Source organism: Opitutaceae bacterium (assembly GCA_015075305.1).
Classification (GTDB): domain Bacteria; phylum Verrucomicrobiota; class Verrucomicrobiia; order Opitutales; family Opitutaceae; genus UBA6669.
The window spans coordinates 1-18,242 of record JABTUS010000001.1 but is presented as its reverse complement, the minus strand read 5'-3'; the positions used below and the strand labels follow the sequence as shown (position 1 = coordinate 18,242).

Here is an 18,242-nt window from a genome sequence, read left to right as displayed (position 1 = left end):
GCTATGAGGTATACTTCAAAACAATGGGACGAGATCCGTGGCTCGTTCTCGACTTCCATCATGGTCGACACCCCGATCCACAGCCTGGCCCAGAATCTCGAGGGCCCCGACTGGCCGATCAAGGACAAGCGCGAGACTCCTGCGGGATACATTGATCTGACGTTCAGCGAAGCCCAGGAGCTGCTTGCATCGAAGGGGCAGCCCATGGAGCGTTTTGACCAGTTGGTCGACATCCTCAAGGAGACGCTGGCATTCGACAATCCGTTTGGCGACATGGTGGAGCAGGCGGCTGCAACCTCTGAGCGCGACAATCCGCTCCTGAAGAACATGGCGCGGCTGGAAATTTCCGAAGGCTTCCCGATCGAATTCACGGCCCTGCAGCCCTCCACGCTGGATTTTTGCCGGCTCGAAAAGATCTCGACTCTCGGGCAGTTTGCGATCTTTGCCCAAGGACTCTCCCAGGCGGTGATCGTCGGCGGAGATTTTCGCGGTCTGCTCAACGCATTGTCCCATGTCGATGAAACAGCGCTGGCGAAATACCTGCCTTTTCGCCAGGGCCACAAGGGGCTGCACCTGATCGAGGCATTGGCACAGCAGGCGAGGACAATACCGGCGGACCAACGCACGCTGCTTCTCACGAAACCGGCCTTCGTCAATCCTTCGATCCGTGAAGCGGCATCGCGCCTGGCCACCTATTTCTCGACGGATCGCATGGCGATACGCACGCAGATCGCGTCAGGATCGGCGCTCTCCCGATCGCTGGTGGTCATCAATGACCCCGCGATAGAGTCGCTGGTTGCGGCGCTCATCCTTCCCCACGTAAAGTCCGACGCTCCCGTCGAGATCGCGCCAAAGAAGAGAAGCTGGTTCAATCGGCTTTTTGCGAGGTAGACGCCGATGAACGAGGCCGTTCCGACCTCATCCGTAAAGGTGCGGTTCCCGGCCCGGCGCATCGGAGACGCACCGTTGAAGCTCCCGCGGGGAAAGCTGGTGCGTGCGCTGGCTGCATCCGATTCCGGTCATGGACAGGAGACTGCGCCTTCCCCGCAGAGTCTGCTGGGTGGAATTGAAGTTCCCGAGTCGGTGACCCGCTCGGCGGCCGAACTCGAGAACAGGCTGCGCGCGCTGGAGGCAAAGCTGGCTGAACGGGAAACGGAAATAGCCGAGCAAGAGTCCCTGGTCGCCGAGCGACTTCGCGAGCTGGCTGAGAATGAAGCCTTGGTTGCCGCGCGCGAGGCGTATCTTGCCGAAAACAAGAAGAGTCAGACGCTGTCCCGCCGCGTGGCATCGCCGGAGGAACAGGTGGCCATCGACCGTGTTCGTCTGGAGCTCGACCGTCGCGAAGCTTCGCTGCGGGAAACCAAGGCGGTGATGCTGGAAAGGGAGAAGTTTCTCGATGAAAGTGAAATTCGACTCTTCGAGAAGGTGCAGGACCAGCAGGAGCGGGAGATCCGTCTGGAGCAGTGGGAGGACGAATTGCTTGCCAGGGAACGGCGGTTGCGCGAGGCGATCGCTTCCGGTGATCCGGTGATGCTTGAACAGCTTCGCGCGGAGGAAGCCCGGCGACTGCAGAAACTCAACGAATAGCGGCGCCTGGCACGAGCATCCGGATGCTCATCGGCTCCAGTCGAGCATCCGTTGAATCGGAACGAGGGCGGCTGAACGGGTCGGCTCGGGAACAAGGATTTCCGGCGACATGTTCACGAGCGCATCGCGCACCTTTTCAATCGTGTTCAATTTCATGAAGCGGCAGTCATTGCAGGCGCAGGACTCGGTTGGACCCGCCACAAAGGTCTTTTCAGGAACCTCCCTGCGGAGGCGGTTGAGCATGCCGCTTTCCGTCACCACGATGATGTGACTGGCGGGGTGCTCCCTCGAGAACTTCACCATCATTTCCGTGCTGCACACCTCGTCGGCCAGATCACGCACCGTCTGCACGCACTCCGGATGGGCGACCACGGGGGTGCCGGGAAAACGTGCGCGCACCTTTTCGATCGAGTCGACGGTAAACTGGACGTGCGCATAGCAGTTGCCTGGCCAGAGGCGCATGCTTCGATTGGTCTGCTGAGCAACCCATTGCCCCAGATTCTGGTCGGGAACAAAGAGGATTTCGCGGTCCTGTGGCACGCGACTCACGATCCGCGCGGCATTTCCACTGGTGCAGATCACGTCGCTGAGTGCCTTGACGGCCGCCGAGCAGTTGATGTAGGCGACCACGTAGAGGTTCGGATTGTCGCGTTTGTACGCGGCCAGCCGTTCCGCGGGGCAGGAATCGGAAAGCGAACAGCCGGCGTTGGGATCAGGCAGCAGGACTGTTCTTTGCGGGTTCACTATCTTGGCGGTCTCTGCCATGAAGTGAACACCGCAGAAGAGGATCACGTCACTTTTCACCGCCTGGGCCTTGAACGACAGACCAAGTGAGTCGCCCACGAAATCGGCGACATCCTGAATGGCCTCAACCTGGTAGTTGTGGGCGAGAATCACGGCGTTTCGCTCCCTCTTGAGCGCAAGCACCTCCTCCTGAATCGGAGTCAGGCGCACCGGGCCGCGCCGTGGCGACGCAACAATGGGTTCATAATTCAGGACTGCAGACATGCCCGAAAGCTAAAAGTGGCTTCTGGAAAGGCAACCCTGACCACCAATCGGCTCGCGCGCCCCATCCCAACGGAACTTTGTGAGGTCAGGACTGAGTCTGAAGGTGATCGACGAGTTTCTTGAACTCCGGGTGGTTCTGGAGAACCTCGAGGTCGGGGTCCTGGGACAGCCACTCCGAATCCTTGTAGCCGAGTTCCACCGCCTGCTTCAGCGCACGCAGTGCGTCGCCCTTGCGTTTCGACAGCGCGAGGCTGCAAGCGAGATTGTAGTGGGCCGTGGGATTCGCCGGCTGAAGCTTTACGAGTCGGCGGTCCATCCTCAGGCCATCAGCAATGCGCCCCTGCTTGGTATAGAGCCCTCCCAGCAGCTCAACGACCTCGCTGAAGTCGGGATCGCGTCGGAGGACGGATTCAAAAAAGGAGGTTTCGAATGCGGGGTCGGACGACTTGGTCTTCGACATCGATCAGGAAATCTTGTTCTTGCAGGCTCCGGTTTCCCGCAGGGCATTGCAGCGCGCGCTGACCTGAAGGCGCTGGGTCACCGGGGTCAGGCCGAGCTTGGATGACACGGTGTTTCCGTACCACTCCATGAAGGGAGCGCTGATTTCGAAAATACGATCACAGTCCAGGCAGATGACCTGGGCCATTTGCGTGTTCTCGTTCGGGTTGCGCAGATAGAACTTCTCACCCTTGCCAATGTCGACCTCGCGAAGCAACGCGCTTTCCGTCATTATGGGAAGGGTGCGGTAGACGGTTGCGCGGGAAACGGAATCGTCGATCCGCCTGGCCTGATCGAGAAGGTCCTCCGCGGTGAAGTGCTTGGACTGGGCAAAGGCTGCATCGAAAATCGCCAGGCGCTGGTTGGTGACGCGCAGCCCCTTCCTCACCAGGTACGATTTGAACTGTTCCTTCGTCGCGTCGTTGCTCACTGACGTCATGTTCTTCGCTCTTCGCAAGCTGTCAATCGCATGAAACAACCCGTGGCAGGGACTGGGGATGGCTCTACTCTGCTCCGGGAGCCGGGAATCGGTGATTTGTGTGGTTGCAAGCTCCCGTCGCTTTATCCTTTCAACATAGGATGATCGTGGGAGTCCACCCTCTGGCCGGTTTCGACAGGATTCTGCACTACACTGTGCCGGAAGGTCTGCGTGCAATGGTCAGCCTTGGGTCGATGGTGCGAATTCCACTGGGCAAACGGCTGGTGCTTGGAATTGTCGGGAGTTTTGGTGCGCCGACCGACTACCCGGCGGAAAAGCTCAAGAACGTCGTTCAGTCGGTCTACCCGTTTTCGGTCATGCCGCCGGACCTTCTCGAATTGGCCCGCTGGATGGCAACCTATTACGCGTCGCCGATGGAGGACGTCATCGAGGCGATGGTGCCGGCGCCAGTGCGCTCGGGGGCGTCGTTGAAGGAGGAGCGATGGCTGTCTGCGGGCGAGCACCTGCCCGTGGAGGAACTGGCCGTGCTGGAGCGACGGGCGCCGCAGCAGGCGCGGCTGTACCGTTTTCTGCTCTCGCAGGTGTTTCCGTTGAAGAAGCGGCTCGTCCTGCAGCGCCTGCAAGTGACCCCCGCGGTGGCCGGTGCGCTGATAAAGCGCGGATTGATCAAGGAGGAAGTGAGGCGCGTTGAACGCGTCGCCTACTCCGACGAGTTTGCCGAAGGCGAAAGGGTCGCCTCGATTCCGCCGCGTTTGAACAGGGAGCAGCTCGACGCGACGGCGGCAATGGTTTCATGCATTGCGGAGCGGAGGTTCCAAGTCTCCCTTCTGCATGGCGTCACGGGGTCCGGAAAAACGGAGGTGTATCTCCATGCCATCGAGGCGGCATTGAAGTCAGATGGCGGGGTCATCTTCCTCGTGCCCGAGGTTGCACTGACGCCTCAGACGGTGGCCCGGCTCCGGTCGCGCCTTGAAGCGATTGCCCCCAACCACCGCTGTGTGGTCTGGCACAGCCACTTGAGCGAGGGCGAGCGTCTGGATGGCTGGCTTGCACTCGTTTCAGGCGAGGCCCGTGTGGTGGTTGGTGCACGATCCGCGGTGTTCGCACCGGTTCGTGATCTTCGGCTGGTCGTTGTCGACGAGGAGCACGAGCCGGCGTACAAGCAGGATGAGACGCCCCGCTATCATGGACGCGATGTTGCGGTGATGCGCGCGAGGATTGCCGGCGCCGCATGCCTGCTTGGATCGGCGACTCCCTCGCTGGAGAGTTTCGCCAATGCTCGCGCGGGTCGATACCGGCTGCTCCGTTTGACCGAGCGAGTCGATTCGCGCAAACTGCCGTTCATCGATGTGGTCGACATGCGGGTGGAGGTCGCCCGACAGCGCGGGCTCGCTGCGCTGTCCCGGCGACTGGTCGACGCCATGTACGGACGGTTTGAAAAGCGGGAGCAGACGATACTCTTCATCAACAGACGCGGCTACTCGTCGTCGATGCTCTGCACGAAATGCGGCCATGTTGAGAACTGCGCACACTGCAGCGTGGCGATGACCTATCACCGGGTGGATGAGACGCTGCGATGTCACCTGTGCGGTGACGTTCGTCCGTCGCCGGTTCGGTGCCCGCAGTGCGGGGCGCCTGACATACGCTGGCGCGGACTGGGAACACAGCGTGTGGAGGAAGCGGTGAGACGGGTGCTGCCGAAGGCCCGCGTCGAACGAATGGACGCGGATACGATGTCGAAGAAGAACCGGTTTCGCCAGATCCTGGGCGAGTTCCGGACCGGGAAGATCGACATCCTGATCGGCACACAGATGATCGGCAAGGGGCTCGATTTTCCGAACGTCACGCTGGTCGGGCTCATCGATGCGGACATTTCGATGCATGTGCCGGATTTCCGGGCGAATGAGCGCACGTTTCAACTGCTGGTCCAGGTAGCGGGACGCGCGGGCCGCGGGGATCGGGCGGGGGAGGTTGTCGTGCAGACCTTCACACCGCATGCCGAAACGATCCAGTTTTCACGTCGTGCCGATTTCGAGGGATTTGCCGAAGCGGAGCTGCGCATGCGGGAACAGTTCAAGTATCCGCCGTATCGACACCTGATTCACCATCTTTTCCGTGGCCCCAGTGAAGAGAAGCTGAAATTCTTCAGCGAGCAATGGGCGCGCAAGGTGGAGTCGGTTTTTGGCGGGCGGCTGGAGCTGCGCGGACCCGCCGCGTCTCCCATTGAAAAGATCAAGGATCTCTACCGCTGGCAGCTATGGTATTTCACCCCGAGTGTTTCAAAAGTTATCGGAGAATTGAACCGCCTGCGAATCGACTTCCCCTGGCCCGAGGACATCACTCAGGTCCTCGATGTTGACCCTGCGAATCTGACCTGAACGCGAAATGCAGGGCAGACGTGGGTTCAACCGCCAAGCGCAAATTTTCGCTGGACGACGAACAGTTCACGCAGGTTCTCGCTCAGGGAATCCTGGATGGACTGCAGGTGACGGTAGCGGGCGGCATTTGCCGCGATGGGTGTGCAGCGGGAAGCTGAATCCACGGCAACGACGCCTTTGGCCAGGCTGGCGAGAGACACGTGCTTCTTTCCGTCCTTCAACGCCACGCACCAGGCGGCCTGAAGCGCGCCGCCAAGGGCCGCTCCTTCGTCCTCCATCATGGCAACCACGGGAACACCGAAAACGTCCGCCATGATCTGCCGCCAGACCGGCGAGCGCGCGCCGCCACCGGTCACGCGAATTTCCCTGGCCTTGACACTCAGCCTGGCGAGCCGGCGCAGGCCGTAGTTCATGCCAAGCGTTACACCCTCCATGGCAGCACGGGCGATGTGGGCCCGTGTGAAGGAGGTTGGAGTGAGGCCAAACAGCACCCCGGAACCGGATGGAACGTTGGGTGTGCGCTCGCCCGCGAGGTAGGGAAGGAGGAGCAGTCCATCCGCGCCCGGAGCAACGCTTGAGACTGAATCGGCCATGGCGCCGTGGTCCTGGCCGAAGAGTGCGCACACCTGCTCCGTGACGGTTGTGACGTTCATGGTGCAGAGCAGCGGCAGCCAGGCTCCGGTCGAGGAGCAGAATGCGGCGATCTCGCCCTGAGGATCGATGACCGGGCGGCGGGAGTGGGCGTAGATGGTGCCACTGGTTCCAAAGCTAGCGGTGACGACACCGGGCTCGACATTCCCAGTGCCGATCGCGCCCATCATGTTGTCGCCTCCGCCGGCGGAAACAACCACGTCACGAGGAAGTCCGTAGGCGTCCGCCTTCTCCGCAAGGAGTGTGCCGGCTGCTTCATGAGACTGAGACAGCGGAGGCAGACAGCCCGCTATCCTGCGGTCGATGGCGTTGATCGCGTCGGTGCTCCAGCGCCGCCGCCTCACATCCATCAATGCCGTGCCGGAGGCATCACCGAATTCCATGAAGAGATTTCCGGTGAGGTGAAAATTGAGGTAGTCGTGCGGCAGCAAAATGTGTCGGAGGCGGCGGAAATTTGCGGGCTCCTTTCGTTTCAGCCAGAGAATCTTTGGGGCTGTGAACCCGGGCAGGATCAAGTTGCCCGTCTTGCGAATGGCGGCCTTTGGACCTCCCAGCTTTCGGGTGATGATCGCGCACTCGTCGGCGGTGCTTGTGTCGCACCAGAGCTTCGCCGGGCGGATGACCTCCCGTTTCTCGTCGAGAGGAACGAAGCCGTGCTGCTGGCCCGAGACTCCGATTCCTTGGACCCGCTTCGCGTTTTCTGATCCTATTTTCGCGACGACTTCATGGATCACCGTGTCCAGCGCCGTCGACCAGTCGGCGGGGTTCTGCTCCATGTGGCCGACTGGCAATCCCTCGATCAGGTGATGGGCGGCGCGCGCCTCGGCGATGACAGCGCGAGACTCGAGGTCCAGCACGATGGCCTTTGTGCTTTGCGTGCCGGAGTCGATTCCGATGAAGAGTGACATGGCGATGGGCAGTGGACTGCGGGTTGATGCGGGTGAGGGACGATCAGGCCTTTGCCGACTTGAGCAGCTTGTATTCGACGGCTCCGCGAAGGGCTTCCCAACTGGCGTCGACAATGTTTTCGCTGACACCGACTGTTCCCCAGATCCCGGTGTCGTCGCCGCTTTCGATAAGTACCCGGGTCCGGCTGTTGGCTGCCTGGTTGCTTTCGAGGATGCGGACCTTGAAGTCGCGCAGCACCATCTCGCTCAGTTGGGGGAAATCGTTCTTGAGGGCGAGCCTGAGCGCCAGGTCGAGGGCTCCGACGGGGCCGGTGGACTCGGCAACCGTGTGGTAGACCTTCTCCCCAATCTTGATTTTGACGGTCGCCTCAGCCCAAAGTTCGCCACCATGCCGCTCCATGATCACGCGGTAGCCCTCAACGTCGAAAAATGAGGTGTCGCGACCGAGGGATCGGGAGATGAGCAATTGAAGGGATGCATCCGCGGCCTCGAACTCGTAGCCGCGGAACTCGAGGTCCTTCAACTCGTCGATCAGGGTCTTGATCTCGGGAGACTTCTCATCGAGATCAAAACCAAGTTCCTTTGCCTTGAGGGCGACGCTGCTGCGTCCAGCCATATCGGAAACCAGGACACGCGTCCGGTTGCCGACGGTTGCAGGGTCGATGTGCTCGTAGCTGCTCTTGACCTTTTGAGCGGCATTCGCGTGCAGACCACCCTTGTGCGCGAATGCGGACGCACCGACGTAGGGTGCCTTGGTGTCCGGTCGCAGATTGGCCAGCTCGTCGAGGAAGAGCGACAGTTCGCGCAACTGACCGATGTTGCGCGCGCAATGGGCGGTGGCACCCATTTTGAGAAAAAGGTTGGGGAGGATCGTGATGAGGTTCGCGTTGCCGGTGCGTTCGCCGTAGCCATTGACGGTTCCCTGAACAAGTTGCGCCCCCGCGGCCACGCCTGCGAGGGAGAGGGCGACACCAATGCCGGAGTCATTGTGGCAGTGTACGCCAACCTTTTCGCCTCCGAATTCGGACACCACTCTGCGCACAATCGTTTCAAAGTCGGTCACCAGGGTGCCGCCGTTGGTGTCGCACAGTGTGAGATTGGCCGCGCCACCCTTGAGCGCGGCGGCAAGCGTACGAAGGGAATAATCCGCATTGGATCTGAATCCGTCGAAGAAATGTTCGGCGTCGTAAATGACCTCTCGACCGTGAGCGACAAGGTGGCGGACCGAGTCCTCGATCATCGCCAGGTTTTCCTCTGCTGTGGTGCGGAGGATCTCAGTGACGTGCAGGAGCCAGGTTTTCCCGACGATGGTGCAGACCGGCATGCCGCTTTCGATAAGCGTCTTCAACTGGGCGTCTTCCGTCGGCCTCGTATTCGCCCGCCGTGTCGAACCGAATGCCGCCAACCGGGCGTGCTTCAGCCGCAGCTTTCCGGCTTCCTGAAAGAACGTGATGTCCCGAGGATTCGAGCCTGGAAAGCCGCCCTCAATGTAATCGACACCAAACTGATCGAGCTTTTCCGCGATGAGAAGTTTGTCGGTGACGGAGAAGCTGATGCCTTCGCCCTGCGTGCCATCGCGCAGGGTGGTGTCATAGATCTTGACGGCTTTGTTCATGAAACCGCAAAAACTAGGATTCGTCGGGGGTGGTAGGCAAGGGGCCTTTTCTGCAAGCGTAGGGGTAGCTGCACGTTGTTTGTCCAATGTTGGTGTTTCCGCGGTCTGCGGCGGTTCTGTCACTTTGACGCTCGCAACAAGTTACGGTGAAATCGAGTCGGCGAGGGCCTATCTGGCAAAAAATGACCGAACTGCTTCGATCACATGCTCGATCTGGGCTGTGGTGTGATGGGGACCGATGGGCAGGCTGAGCAGTTCATCGGCGTATCGTTCCGCGATTGGGAATGTGCCACGTTTCCAGCCGAGATCGTGATAGGCGCCCGAAAGATGAGGGGGAATCGGGTAGTGAATTTGCGTGGCGATTTCGCGTCTGGCCAGGAAGGCCTGCAGGGCATCGCGTTGCCTGGTGCGCACCACGTACAGATGCCAGACGGGGGCTGACCACGATGGCACGGGATGCAGGGCGAGATCGCCAACCCCCATGAGGCCCTTGTTGTAGCGGGTGGCGAGTCCAATGCGGCGCTGGTTCCATTCCGCAAGTTTCGGCAGCTTGGCGCGCAGAAAGGCAGCCTGAAGCTCGCTCAACCGGGAATTCATGCCCTTGTATTCATTGTGGTAGCGAACCTTTGAGCCGTAATTTCGCAGGTGGCGGATCTTTTCGGCGAGCGCGTCATCCGATGTCAGCACTGCTCCTGCATCCCCAAATGCACCCAAGTTCTTGGAGGGATAAAAGCTGATGCCCGCAATGTCGGACAGCGATCCCGCCTTTCGGCCGCGGCAGAGCGCTCCGTGGGACTGGGCGCCGTCTTCGAGCAGCAAGAGATTGTGCCTTTTCGCGACGGCGCGCAGAGCGTCCATGTCGCCGACGTGTCCGTACAGGTGAACCGGCAGGATCGCCCGGCTTCGAGCTGTCACACAGGATTCAACATTGGCAGGATTCAGCGCGTACTCGCCGTCGACTGGCTCTGACGGCACGAGCGTCGCTCCCACCTGGGAGACCGCCAGCCAGCTCGCTATGTAGGAATGCGATGGTACGATCACCTCATCTCCGGGGCCGATTCCGGCGGCCTGAAGGGAAAGTTGCAATGCCTCCAGGCCATTTGCGACTCCGATGCAATGGCGCACGCCAACGCTCTGCGCGTATTCGGACTCGAACGCCTCGATCTCCCGTCCAAAGATGTACCACCCGGAATCCATGACACGATGATAAGCCGCGTCCATCTCAGGCTTTAGCTCGTCATAGGTGGCCTTGAGTTCGAGGAACGGGACTTTCATTGAATTGAGCGGGGAAAACAATGCATGCCGGAGCGAAACAATCACGGCAAGTATTCAACAGGAAGGCGTTCGATCCCGCAGTCCGACTTCACAATTGGACCGAGTACCATCAAATCCTTGGAACTTGCGGCTTGGCGGATGCGTCTTTGGGAGCCACCTTGATCCCCTGCATGATACCGAATTGCCGAATCGCCGCCCGCATTGCCTTCCTCTGTTTATTCGTCGCTTCCTTGAGCGCGCAACCGGCGCCAACGACGACCAATGCAATCAGTCCGAAGGCGGCGCGGCCGTCGGGGGCCGCTGTCACCGTTGATCTCAAGGATCATTTCAGCGTTTCTGAAGTGCCTGCGCAGCAGCTTGTCCGGTTTGCAACGACAAGCGGCGTGGTCATTGTCGAGATGCTTGCGGACGCCGCCCCGCTCAATGTCGCCAACTTTCTTTCCTACGTCGACAGCGGCTCCTATTCAAATACGGTGATTCACCGGGCCGCCGCACTTGATCGCACGTCCACGACAGCGGGTATTGTTCAGGGTGGCGGCTTCAAGCTCCCGGCACCCGTAATGCTTCCCGTCGACCAACTGACGCCTGTTGCCCTCGAGGCTGTGCTGCCGAACACGCGAGGCACGCTGGCAGCAGCCCGCTTGGGTGGAGACGTGAATTCCGCGACCTCGGGATGGTATTTTAACGTGTCCGACAATACGAGGGCACTGGGAACGGTCGTCACTGACGATGCGGGCAATGAAGTCAGCGTCACTCCGGCTTACACTGTTTTTGGGCGGGTGATTGCCGGCATGGATGTCGTGGACGCGCTGGCCAACCTGCCTCGCATGAACATCGGCGGCATTTTCCAAGATTTCCCGTACCGCGACTACCATTTCGACCGTCCCATGGACGCGACAAACACGATTGTTGTCTCGAGCGTGAACCGCATCGGCCTCTATCCGAACAGCGGGCCTGGGCTGCTTGAATTTTCGGCGTCGAGCTCCGATCCGGCAATCGCCTCCGTGGCAATTTCCGGATCCACCCTGAGCATCAATCCAGGCACACGCCTTGGCGCGACAACGATCCAGGTGAAGGCGCGCGTGGCGGGGAACGAGGTGTCGAGTTCCTTTAATTTCACCGTCTCCGCGGACGCCATGACCGGCGCAACGGCGGCTGAGCAGTCGATTGATGCCGGGGATCGGGGACGTCTCAGGAATCTCTCGGTTCGTTCGATCGCAGGCTCTGGGCAACAGACCTTGATCGCCGGCTTCAATCTGAGTGGAGCATCAGCCCGCACGCTTCTGATCCGTGCCACTGGGCCGGGACTTTCCGCCTTTGGCGTGGAGGGTGTGGCAAAGGATCCGGTGCTGGAGATCTTCAGGGGATCCGAGCGAGTTGCCGGCAATGACAATTGGGGGGGCGCACCCGCGATAGATGCCGCCTGCGAGAAGGTCGGCGCCTTCAAGATCGGTGACACCAACAGCAAGGATGCCGCCCTCGTGCTCGCGCTCGATCCAGGCAGCTACACGGCTCAGGTGCGGACGGCCGATGGTTCGGCTGGCATTGTCCTGCTGGAGGTCTACGCGCTGCCCTGAGAGATTTAGGGGGACGCGGAGGCGGAAAGTGACACCGTCGCGGTGAATCGCGACGCAACAGGCTCCTACATTTTGAACGAGGCGCTGAGTTGGAAGACCGCGCTCACAATCGCGTAGGCGATGAATCCCACGAACACGAACACGCTCATGAGCACACCGCTCGCGATGATCTTCGTGAACAAGTTCAACTGCTGGGATATCCTCTGCTGGTAGGAGGCAGACACCTTTTTCAACGCGGGCACGATGTTGCCGGTGTTTTCTCCCACGGACAACTGGTCCAGCACGAGATCCGGAAAGCAATCAGTGCGTCCGAGAGCCTGGGAAAGTGCCTCGCCCTCGAGCACACGGTGGGATGCGTCCTCAAATGCGCGGTGGTGAACCGTGTTGGAAATCTGCTTTGCGGTCATGCGAAGCGCCTCGACTGTCGTGATCCCGTTCTCAAGCAGCACGCTCAGGGTCTGGGAGATGGCAAGAACCGTCCGTGAAACGGCAAACGGTCCCAGCAGGGGGAGACGGAGCGTGGCGGCGTCAATGGCCTCGCGTCCGGCGCGAGTCTTGTACCAGCGCCAGAATGCGATGACTGCAAAGACCGCTCCCACGATGAGAAACACCCCGTACTTGATCAGGAAATCGGAGGTGGCGACCAGGATCTTGGTCGACGTGGGGAGCTCGCCTCCGAGCGCGGAGAGCAGCGTCTGTAGTTTCGGCAGCAGGTAGAACAGAAAAAAGAAAATGACGCCGATTGCCACGAACATCATGAATACCGGATAGGCGAGGGCAGACACCAGTTGCCGGCGCAATTCGCGCTGCTCGGTCAGGTGGTTGATGATGCGCTTCAGGACATCGTTGAGTGAGCCGGTCGCCTCGCCAGCCTGAATGAGATTGATTGTGGCGGTGTCGAAGACATCGGGAAACGAAAGCATGGCGGTCGACAATGATGCGCCCTCGCCAATTCGTTCCCAGAGGCCGCTGCTCAGGGCGCGAAGCTGCGGCTCCTTTATGCGGACCGACAGGAGACGGACAGCCTCGCCGGCGGAAAGGCCCGAGGAGGTCAGATCCTCCAATGCGGTGAGGAATGGGAGGCGTTCGCGACGTGTTGGACCCTTTGCGCCACCGAAACGGCGCTTGGCCACGACTTGCTCGCCGGACGCGGTGACCGTGGCCTTCGCACGTGTCCCTGTCCTGACGGCGGTCGACGCATTGGAGGCGGAGGCGCCATCCTCTTCAACCCGGAGTGGTGACAGGCCGCGTGCCGTCAGCAGACGCAGCGCATCCTTGCGAGACGGCGCATCGATGGTTGACGCGGTCGATTTGCCGGCTCTGTCGCGGGCGATGTAGGAGAAACGGGGCATGCGCGGTCGCTACTTCTCGGTTACGGTCACGACACGCAGAACCTCGTCCAGCGTCGTGTAGCCGGCGCGGACTTTTTCCCATCCGCTTTGCTCCAGCGTGCGCATGCCCTGTTTTCGTGCGCACTGGGTGAGTGCGCGGGTGCTCTCGCGCTTGAGGATCAGATCGTGCAGCTCCTCGGTGGGTTTCAGGATTTCAAAAATGCCGATTCGCCCGCGGTAGCCTGTGCCGCGGCAGCGATCGCAGCCCACCGGAGACTTCAGTGTCTCGATCAAGTCGGCCTCGGCCGGGTCAAGTCCGAGGACCGCAAGACTGTCGCGCAGCTTGGCACCTGCCACGGGCGCCGGCTTGCAGCAGTCGCCGCACAGCCGCCGGACCAGGCGCTGGGCGATGACGAGCTCGATGGCCGACGCCACGAGAAAAGGTTCGATGCCCATGTCGACCAGTCGCGTGATGGCGCCCGGCGCGTCATTGGTGTGCAGTGTGGAAAAAACCAGGTGGCCCGTCAGCGAGGCGCGGATGGCGATGTCGGCGGTTTCGCGATCGCGGATTTCGCCGACCATGATGACGTCGGGATCCTGGCGCAGAACGTGACGCAGCGCGCCCGCGAACGTCAGGCCGATTTCTGGACGAACCTGCATCTGGTTCACCCCGGGGACCTCGTACTCTATCGGATCCTCGATGGTCACAATGCGCAGATCCGTTGAATTGATCTTGCGCAGAAATGCATTGAGCGAGGTCGACTTGCCCGAGCCTGTGGGGCCCGTGACAAGAATGATGCCGTGCGGGTAGTCGAGGACGTGCGAAATCTGGCGCTGCTCGTCCGCGCTCATCCCGAGCCGCTCCATCGTGTAGGCCTCCTTCTTCTGATTCAGAAGGCGCAGCGAAATCGATTCGGCGTAGATTGTCGGAATCGTGGAGACACGGATGTCCAGCGTCGAGCCGGCGGCCTTGAAGTTGATGCGGCCATCCTGGGGCAGTCGCTTCTCGGAGATGTTGAGCCGAGCCATGATCTTGAGGCGGGAGATGATGGCGTCCTGAAAACGAAGCAGATTCTCCGGCACGGGCACGGGCACGAGCAGACCGTCGACACGATAACGAATGCGAAGCTGGCCTTCCTGCGGCTCGAAATGAATGTCAGTCGCGCTGTCCGCGACAGCCTGCGTGATGACGTCCGTGACAAAACGAACCACGGCTGCGTCCTCGTCGACAGCCTCCTCGGCCTGTGCCTGGGCGATCGCCTCCGGCGCAAGGTAGCCCTCGTCGCCATCGTCGAGAGAGCCCGACCCCACGCCGAAGTTTTCTATGATGAGCTGCTGCACGCGTTCCGGCACAGCCAGGTGCCAGACAAGCGGGCGCGAGGTGAACGTGCGCATCCAGTCGACCATTGCCTCATCCGGGGGCCAGGCGGCGGCGAGATGGAGCGGAGCGTTCGACGCATTTGCCCCGAATTCTTCCGGGGCGGATGGCGTGGCAAAGAGAATCGGGATGATCTGGTAGTCGTGAACCAGACGTGCAGGAAGCAGACCCCGCGCACCTGGATCCGTTTCCAGATTGGAGGCAATGGAGAGGCCGCTCGCGACCGACAAGCTCGCCAGCGCATCAGCGTCGCTCTGCTTGAGAGCCGCGGCCAGAGCTGCCAGACGCTGTCCGCGCGGAGCTTCATTGACGGTCTGAATATCCGCGGGGGAAAGCGCATCGAGCAGGGATTGCGGAACTGAATCGGAAATGGGCGTGGGCGTGATCATGACAAACGCATCCGGGTGACGAGGCGCTGGGTTTCCACCATCGAGCGACGCAACCGACCGACTAGGGACGACGCAGATTCGAATCGCCCGAAGACGGAGTCGACCCGGATCCTGTCTTCGAATCACTTGAGGGCAAGGTAGTGGGCAGGTCGAGGGAACGCTTGACGGCAACGGGATCACTCGAGGTCTGAATCTTGGCCATGGCGTCCTCGGTGGTCTCCTCGACTGTGCGGATGACATGCGGACGAATGAACACCATCAATTCGGTGCGCTTCACCGATGCGGAGCGCGGGCCAAGCAGGTCGCCGAGGATCGGGATCGGACCCAGCCGGCTGCGCGACTTGCTGATGGTGCTGTTCTGGTAGCCGCCGAGCGCCACGATCTCCCTGTCGCCCACATTGAGGAAGGATTTTGCCTCGCGTTTGTTGATGGACGGCTGCTGGAGCCCGTCCCCGAGGGGAACGTCGAGTCCGAATGCGTTGAAGGTCTGTTCGATTTCGAGCTGCACGGTGCCGTCCGCTCCGATGAGCGGTGTAATGGCCATCTTGATACCAGCCTCCTGCTGGGTGATGCTCGAGCGAAGCGCGGCCGAGTTTGCCGAAGTGCCGGTGCCGATGGTGTCGAGCGCCTGGATTTGACCAAAGACCGGGCGGGATTCCCCCACAAAAATCTCCGCCTTCTTGTTGTGCGTGGTGGCCAGCGTTGTGTTGGCGAGGATGGTGACCTTCGACTTCACGCTGTTGGCGGTCAGCGCCAGGATGCCTGCGAGACTGTATCCGCCGTCACCGCGGGTGATGCTGGCGAAACCGGCGGGGCTGCCGTCGGTGCCCGCCTCCCCGCCAATGCCGAAGCCGGGGCCGTTGGTCACGAAGCCCGTGAGCTTGTTGCCTTCAAACTTGAGTCCAAGCGCATTGATGCCGGTGGCGTCGGAATTTTCGCTGGAGACCTCTGCGATGACGACCTCGATTCGCACTTGGGCGAGGAGAATGTCAATCTTGGCGACCAGATCGGAGATGAGCTGGATGTCGCCGAGCGTGCCGGAGATGATCACGGAATTGGACCGCTCATCCGGGAGAATCGTGACCAGCGTGCTGAACTCGGTGGAGCCCTCGAGAAGGTTTGACGGAAGCGTGATGTTTGTCGGCATTGCCGGGGACGGGGCGGCGGGGACGGGTGGTCCGACGATCGCGGCACCGGGGCCGGTCTGGTTGGGTCGCACGGACTGCTGGCCGGCCTTGGAAGCCGCCTGATTTTGTCCGCTGACGAGCTGGCTGAGCAGCGAGGCAACCTCCTTGGCGTTCGCGTGCTTCAGATGGATGACCTCGTTGCGAGTCGTCGGATCCGCCTTCACGTCGAGTTTCCTGATCAGGCTGTCGAAGAAGGCGTGCTGCCTCGGATCGGAGATCACAATAACCTGGTTGGTGCGGTCATCCGCGGAATAGCTCGTTGCTGTTCCAAGCTGATTCTGAAGCACGCCTTGCAGCATGGTGCGGAGCTGGTTCACGAGCAGCGATGCCTTTGCGTACTGGAGTTGGTAGAATTTCGGGGTGAGGTTCTCGGTGACGGGTTTGTCGAGCTTGTCGAGCAGGGTTTCGATCCGCTGAAGCGTCGCCACCGAATCCGTGATCATGACTGCGTTGGTCTTGTCGAAAATGACCGGACCGCCGAGCTGTGGGTTCAGAAACTGGGTCAGTTGGGGACCGAACTCCGATGCCCGCAGAAAATCCAGGTGGAACAGCTTGGTCATGATGATGCCGCTCGAGGGCAGATCGAGTGCGCGGCCTTCGATCATGCGTGGCGCTTCGGTCCGCACATTGGGCAGGGGAACAACCTTGATGAACCGATCCCCCATCGGAGCCAGGCCGATCTGATTCATGCTGAGGATGGATTCGAGCGCCAGAAAGGCCTCGGATTTCATCATTGGGCGCGAAAAGGAGAACGACATCTGTGTTGTCGGCAGCGCGGCGGGGCGGATCACCGTCCGGCCCGTCCATTGCTCAATGAGTTGCAGGGCCGACTCGATTGTCAGGTCTGGCACCTTCAGCGATTCAAACAACTCATCGTTGATGACCAATGAACTCAGACTTCCGTGCTGGGCGGGAGCATTCGTCGTGGTTTCCTGGGCAAACCCGACCACGGCGAAGGTGAAGGCAGCTATGGGCAGCAGGCGGAAGGTCATGCAAACTGGGATTGGTCAGCCATCGGTCGAGCGATGGGAAAGTAAAGGTAAAGGGATTGAAGAAAACTCCATGGAATGTAAACGCCGTTGTCGGGTAACCCGTTTGAGACCGCGGAAAGGAAAATGGTTTCCACGAGTTAGCCCTTGCGAGCAGGAATTTCGGAATCCACGGTTTTGCGCTGAAATGCCCAATAGTTTCGGAAAGCTATTCACTATCTCGACCTGGGGGGAAAGCCATGGTCCGGGGATTGGCGTGGTCATCGACGGCTGTCCACCGCGCCTTCCAATCACTCCGCAGGAAATTCAGCGTGACCTCGACAGGCGGCGCCCGGGGCAGAGCGACATAGTGACACCTCGGAAGGAGGCTGACACGGTGGAGATCCTGTCGGGCGTGTTTGAGGGAAAAACCACCGGGGCACCATTGGCGCTTTGGGTGCGAAACACGGACCACCGCCCGAGCGCCTACTCCGAGATGGCCGACAAGTTTCGCCCCTCGCATGCGGACTTCACCTATCAGACAAAGTTTGGAATCCGTGATCCCAATGGAGGCGGCCGAAGCTCGGCGCGCGAAACAATTGCCCGGGTGGCCGCTGGGGCTATTGCAAAGAAGCTGTTGGCGATCCCCCGGGGGGCGAATGCCGATGGGGTTGAGATCCGCGCATTCATAACGCAAATTCACGATATTTCCGTTCCGACGGATGGTATTCTGAATTTTCCCAGTCTTGCGGAAGTCGAGGCATCGCCAGTGCGGTGCCCGCATGCGGTGACAGCGGCCGCAATGATTGAACGGATCAAGGCCGTTCGAAGCGAGGGGGACTCCGTTGGGGGTGTGATCGAGTGCCGTGTGCGGGGCGTACCGGCTGGGCTCGGAGAACCGGTGTTTGACCGGCTTGAGGCCGACCTTGCCAAGGCGATGCTTTCACTGCCGGCGACAAAGGGGTTTGAGGTCGGCAGTGGATTTGCGGGCACCCGTCTCCGAGGATCCGAACACAACGATTTGTTTGAATCGCGCGACGGTCGGATCCGCAC

14 protein-coding genes are annotated in these 18,242 nt (G+C 60.7%); 5 read left to right on the top strand and 9 right to left on the bottom strand.

Annotated features, from left to right (window positions below):
* The first annotated feature begins 60 nt into the window (after positions 1–60).
* Together HS122_00070 and HS122_00065 are read left to right on the top strand one after the other, a co-directional pair.
* Positions 61–891: a hypothetical protein gene (locus HS122_00070; protein ID MBE7536791.1), complete on the top strand. Its 831-nt coding sequence runs from the start codon at positions 61–63 to the stop codon at positions 889–891.
* Positions 892–897: 6 nt separating this feature from the next.
* A complete protein-coding gene (locus HS122_00065) occupies positions 898–1,587 on the top strand; it encodes a hypothetical protein (protein MBE7536790.1) in 690 nt (229 codons plus the stop codon).
* A 27-nt stretch (positions 1,588–1,614) separates the two neighbouring features.
* On the opposite strand, the gene nadA is transcribed toward HS122_00065, so the two are convergent.
* The 3 genes from nadA to HS122_00050 form a co-directional block, all read right to left on the bottom strand.
* On the bottom strand, positions 1,615–2,595 hold the full coding sequence (nadA, locus tag HS122_00060; GenBank protein ID MBE7536789.1) for a quinolinate synthase NadA: 981 nt from the start codon (positions 2,593–2,595) through the stop codon (positions 1,615–1,617).
* An 85-nt stretch (positions 2,596–2,680) separates the two neighbouring features.
* Positions 2,681–3,055 (bottom strand): hypothetical protein, encoded by a 375-nt coding sequence (locus tag HS122_00055; GenBank protein ID MBE7536788.1) that lies wholly within the window; start codon positions 3,053–3,055, stop codon positions 2,681–2,683.
* A gap of 3 nt (positions 3,056–3,058) precedes the next feature.
* Positions 3,059–3,532, bottom strand: a complete 474-nt coding sequence (locus HS122_00050) for a transcriptional repressor (GenBank protein ID MBE7536787.1) — start codon at positions 3,530–3,532, stop codon at positions 3,059–3,061.
* A gap of 140 nt (positions 3,533–3,672) precedes the next feature.
* Between HS122_00050 and priA the strand changes: the two genes are divergently transcribed.
* Positions 3,673–5,910, top strand: a complete 2,238-nt coding sequence (priA, locus tag HS122_00045) for a primosomal protein N' (protein ID MBE7536786.1) — start codon at positions 3,673–3,675, stop codon at positions 5,908–5,910.
* Positions 5,911–5,936: 26 nt separating this feature from the next.
* On the opposite strand, the gene xylB is transcribed toward priA, so the two are convergent.
* The 3 genes from xylB to HS122_00030 all read right to left on the bottom strand — a co-directional run bounded on the left by xylB (position 5,937) and on the right by HS122_00030 (position 10,359).
* The gene (gene xylB, locus HS122_00040; GenBank protein ID MBE7536785.1) at positions 5,937–7,469 is read right to left on the bottom strand and encodes a xylulokinase; all 1,533 of its coding nucleotides are present in this window, start codon (positions 7,467–7,469) and stop codon (positions 5,937–5,939) included.
* Between the two features lie 43 nt (positions 7,470–7,512).
* Positions 7,513–9,084: a citramalate synthase gene (locus HS122_00035; protein MBE7536784.1), complete on the bottom strand. Its 1,572-nt coding sequence runs from the start codon at positions 9,082–9,084 to the stop codon at positions 7,513–7,515.
* 168 nt (positions 9,085–9,252) lie between these two features.
* Positions 9,253–10,359 carry a DegT/DnrJ/EryC1/StrS family aminotransferase gene (locus tag HS122_00030; protein MBE7536783.1) on the bottom strand — a complete coding sequence of 369 codons (1,107 nt, stop codon included), beginning with the start codon at positions 10,357–10,359 and terminating at the stop codon, positions 9,253–9,255.
* 230 nt (positions 10,360–10,589) lie between these two features.
* Here HS122_00030 and HS122_00025 point away from each other — a divergent pair, with 230 nt between their 5' ends.
* Positions 10,590–11,936: a peptidylprolyl isomerase gene (locus tag HS122_00025; GenBank protein MBE7536782.1), complete on the top strand. Its 1,347-nt coding sequence runs from the start codon at positions 10,590–10,592 to the stop codon at positions 11,934–11,936.
* Between the two features lie 65 nt (positions 11,937–12,001).
* Here the strand turns inward: HS122_00025 and HS122_00020 are convergent, their stop codons facing one another.
* The 3 genes from HS122_00020 to HS122_00010 form a co-directional block, all read right to left on the bottom strand.
* Positions 12,002–13,288: a type II secretion system F family protein gene (locus HS122_00020; GenBank protein ID MBE7536781.1), complete on the bottom strand. Its 1,287-nt coding sequence runs from the start codon at positions 13,286–13,288 to the stop codon at positions 12,002–12,004.
* A gap of 9 nt (positions 13,289–13,297) precedes the next feature.
* Positions 13,298–15,034, bottom strand: coding sequence for a type II/IV secretion system protein (locus HS122_00015; GenBank protein ID MBE7536780.1), 1,737 nt, complete (start codon positions 15,032–15,034; stop codon positions 13,298–13,300).
* A gap of 61 nt (positions 15,035–15,095) precedes the next feature.
* Positions 15,096–17,213, bottom strand: coding sequence for a type II secretory pathway, component PulD (locus HS122_00010; protein MBE7536779.1), 2,118 nt, complete (start codon positions 17,211–17,213; stop codon positions 15,096–15,098).
* 184 nt (positions 17,214–17,397) lie between these two features.
* On the opposite strand from HS122_00010, the gene aroC reads away from it, so the two are divergent.
* A partial coding sequence (gene aroC / locus HS122_00005) for a chorismate synthase (protein ID MBE7536778.1) occupies positions 17,398–18,242 on the top strand: 845 nt, incomplete at its 3' end.

Bases quoted from the DNA above. Each gene is read 5' to 3' on its own strand.
- nadA (MBE7536789.1), bottom strand. From the start codon at position 2,595: ATGTCTGCAGTCCTGAATTATGAACCCATTGTTGCGTCGCCACGGCGC.
- HS122_00015 (MBE7536780.1), bottom strand. From the start codon at position 15,034: ATGATCACGCCCACGCCCATTTCCGATTCAGTTCCGCAATCCCTGCTC.
- priA (MBE7536786.1), top strand. From the start codon at position 3,673: ATGATCGTGGGAGTCCACCCTCTGGCCGGTTTCGACAGGATTCTGCAC.
- HS122_00010 (MBE7536779.1), bottom strand. From the start codon at position 17,213: ATGACCTTCCGCCTGCTGCCCATAGCTGCCTTCACCTTCGCCGTGGTC.
- xylB (MBE7536785.1), bottom strand. From the start codon at position 7,469: ATGTCACTCTTCATCGGAATCGACTCCGGCACGCAAAGCACAAAGGCC.
- HS122_00050 (MBE7536787.1), bottom strand. From the start codon at position 3,532: ATGACGTCAGTGAGCAACGACGCGACGAAGGAACAGTTCAAATCGTAC.
- HS122_00030 (MBE7536783.1), bottom strand. From the start codon at position 10,359: ATGAAAGTCCCGTTCCTCGAACTCAAGGCCACCTATGACGAGCTAAAG.
- HS122_00055 (MBE7536788.1), bottom strand. From the start codon at position 3,055: ATGTCGAAGACCAAGTCGTCCGACCCCGCATTCGAAACCTCCTTTTTT.
- HS122_00020 (MBE7536781.1), bottom strand. From the start codon at position 13,288: ATGCCCCGTTTCTCCTACATCGCCCGCGACAGAGCCGGCAAATCGACC.
- HS122_00070 (MBE7536791.1), top strand. From the start codon at position 61: ATGGTCGACACCCCGATCCACAGCCTGGCCCAGAATCTCGAGGGCCCC.
- HS122_00065 (MBE7536790.1), top strand. From the start codon at position 898: ATGAACGAGGCCGTTCCGACCTCATCCGTAAAGGTGCGGTTCCCGGCC.
- HS122_00035 (MBE7536784.1), bottom strand. From the start codon at position 9,084: ATGAACAAAGCCGTCAAGATCTATGACACCACCCTGCGCGATGGCACG.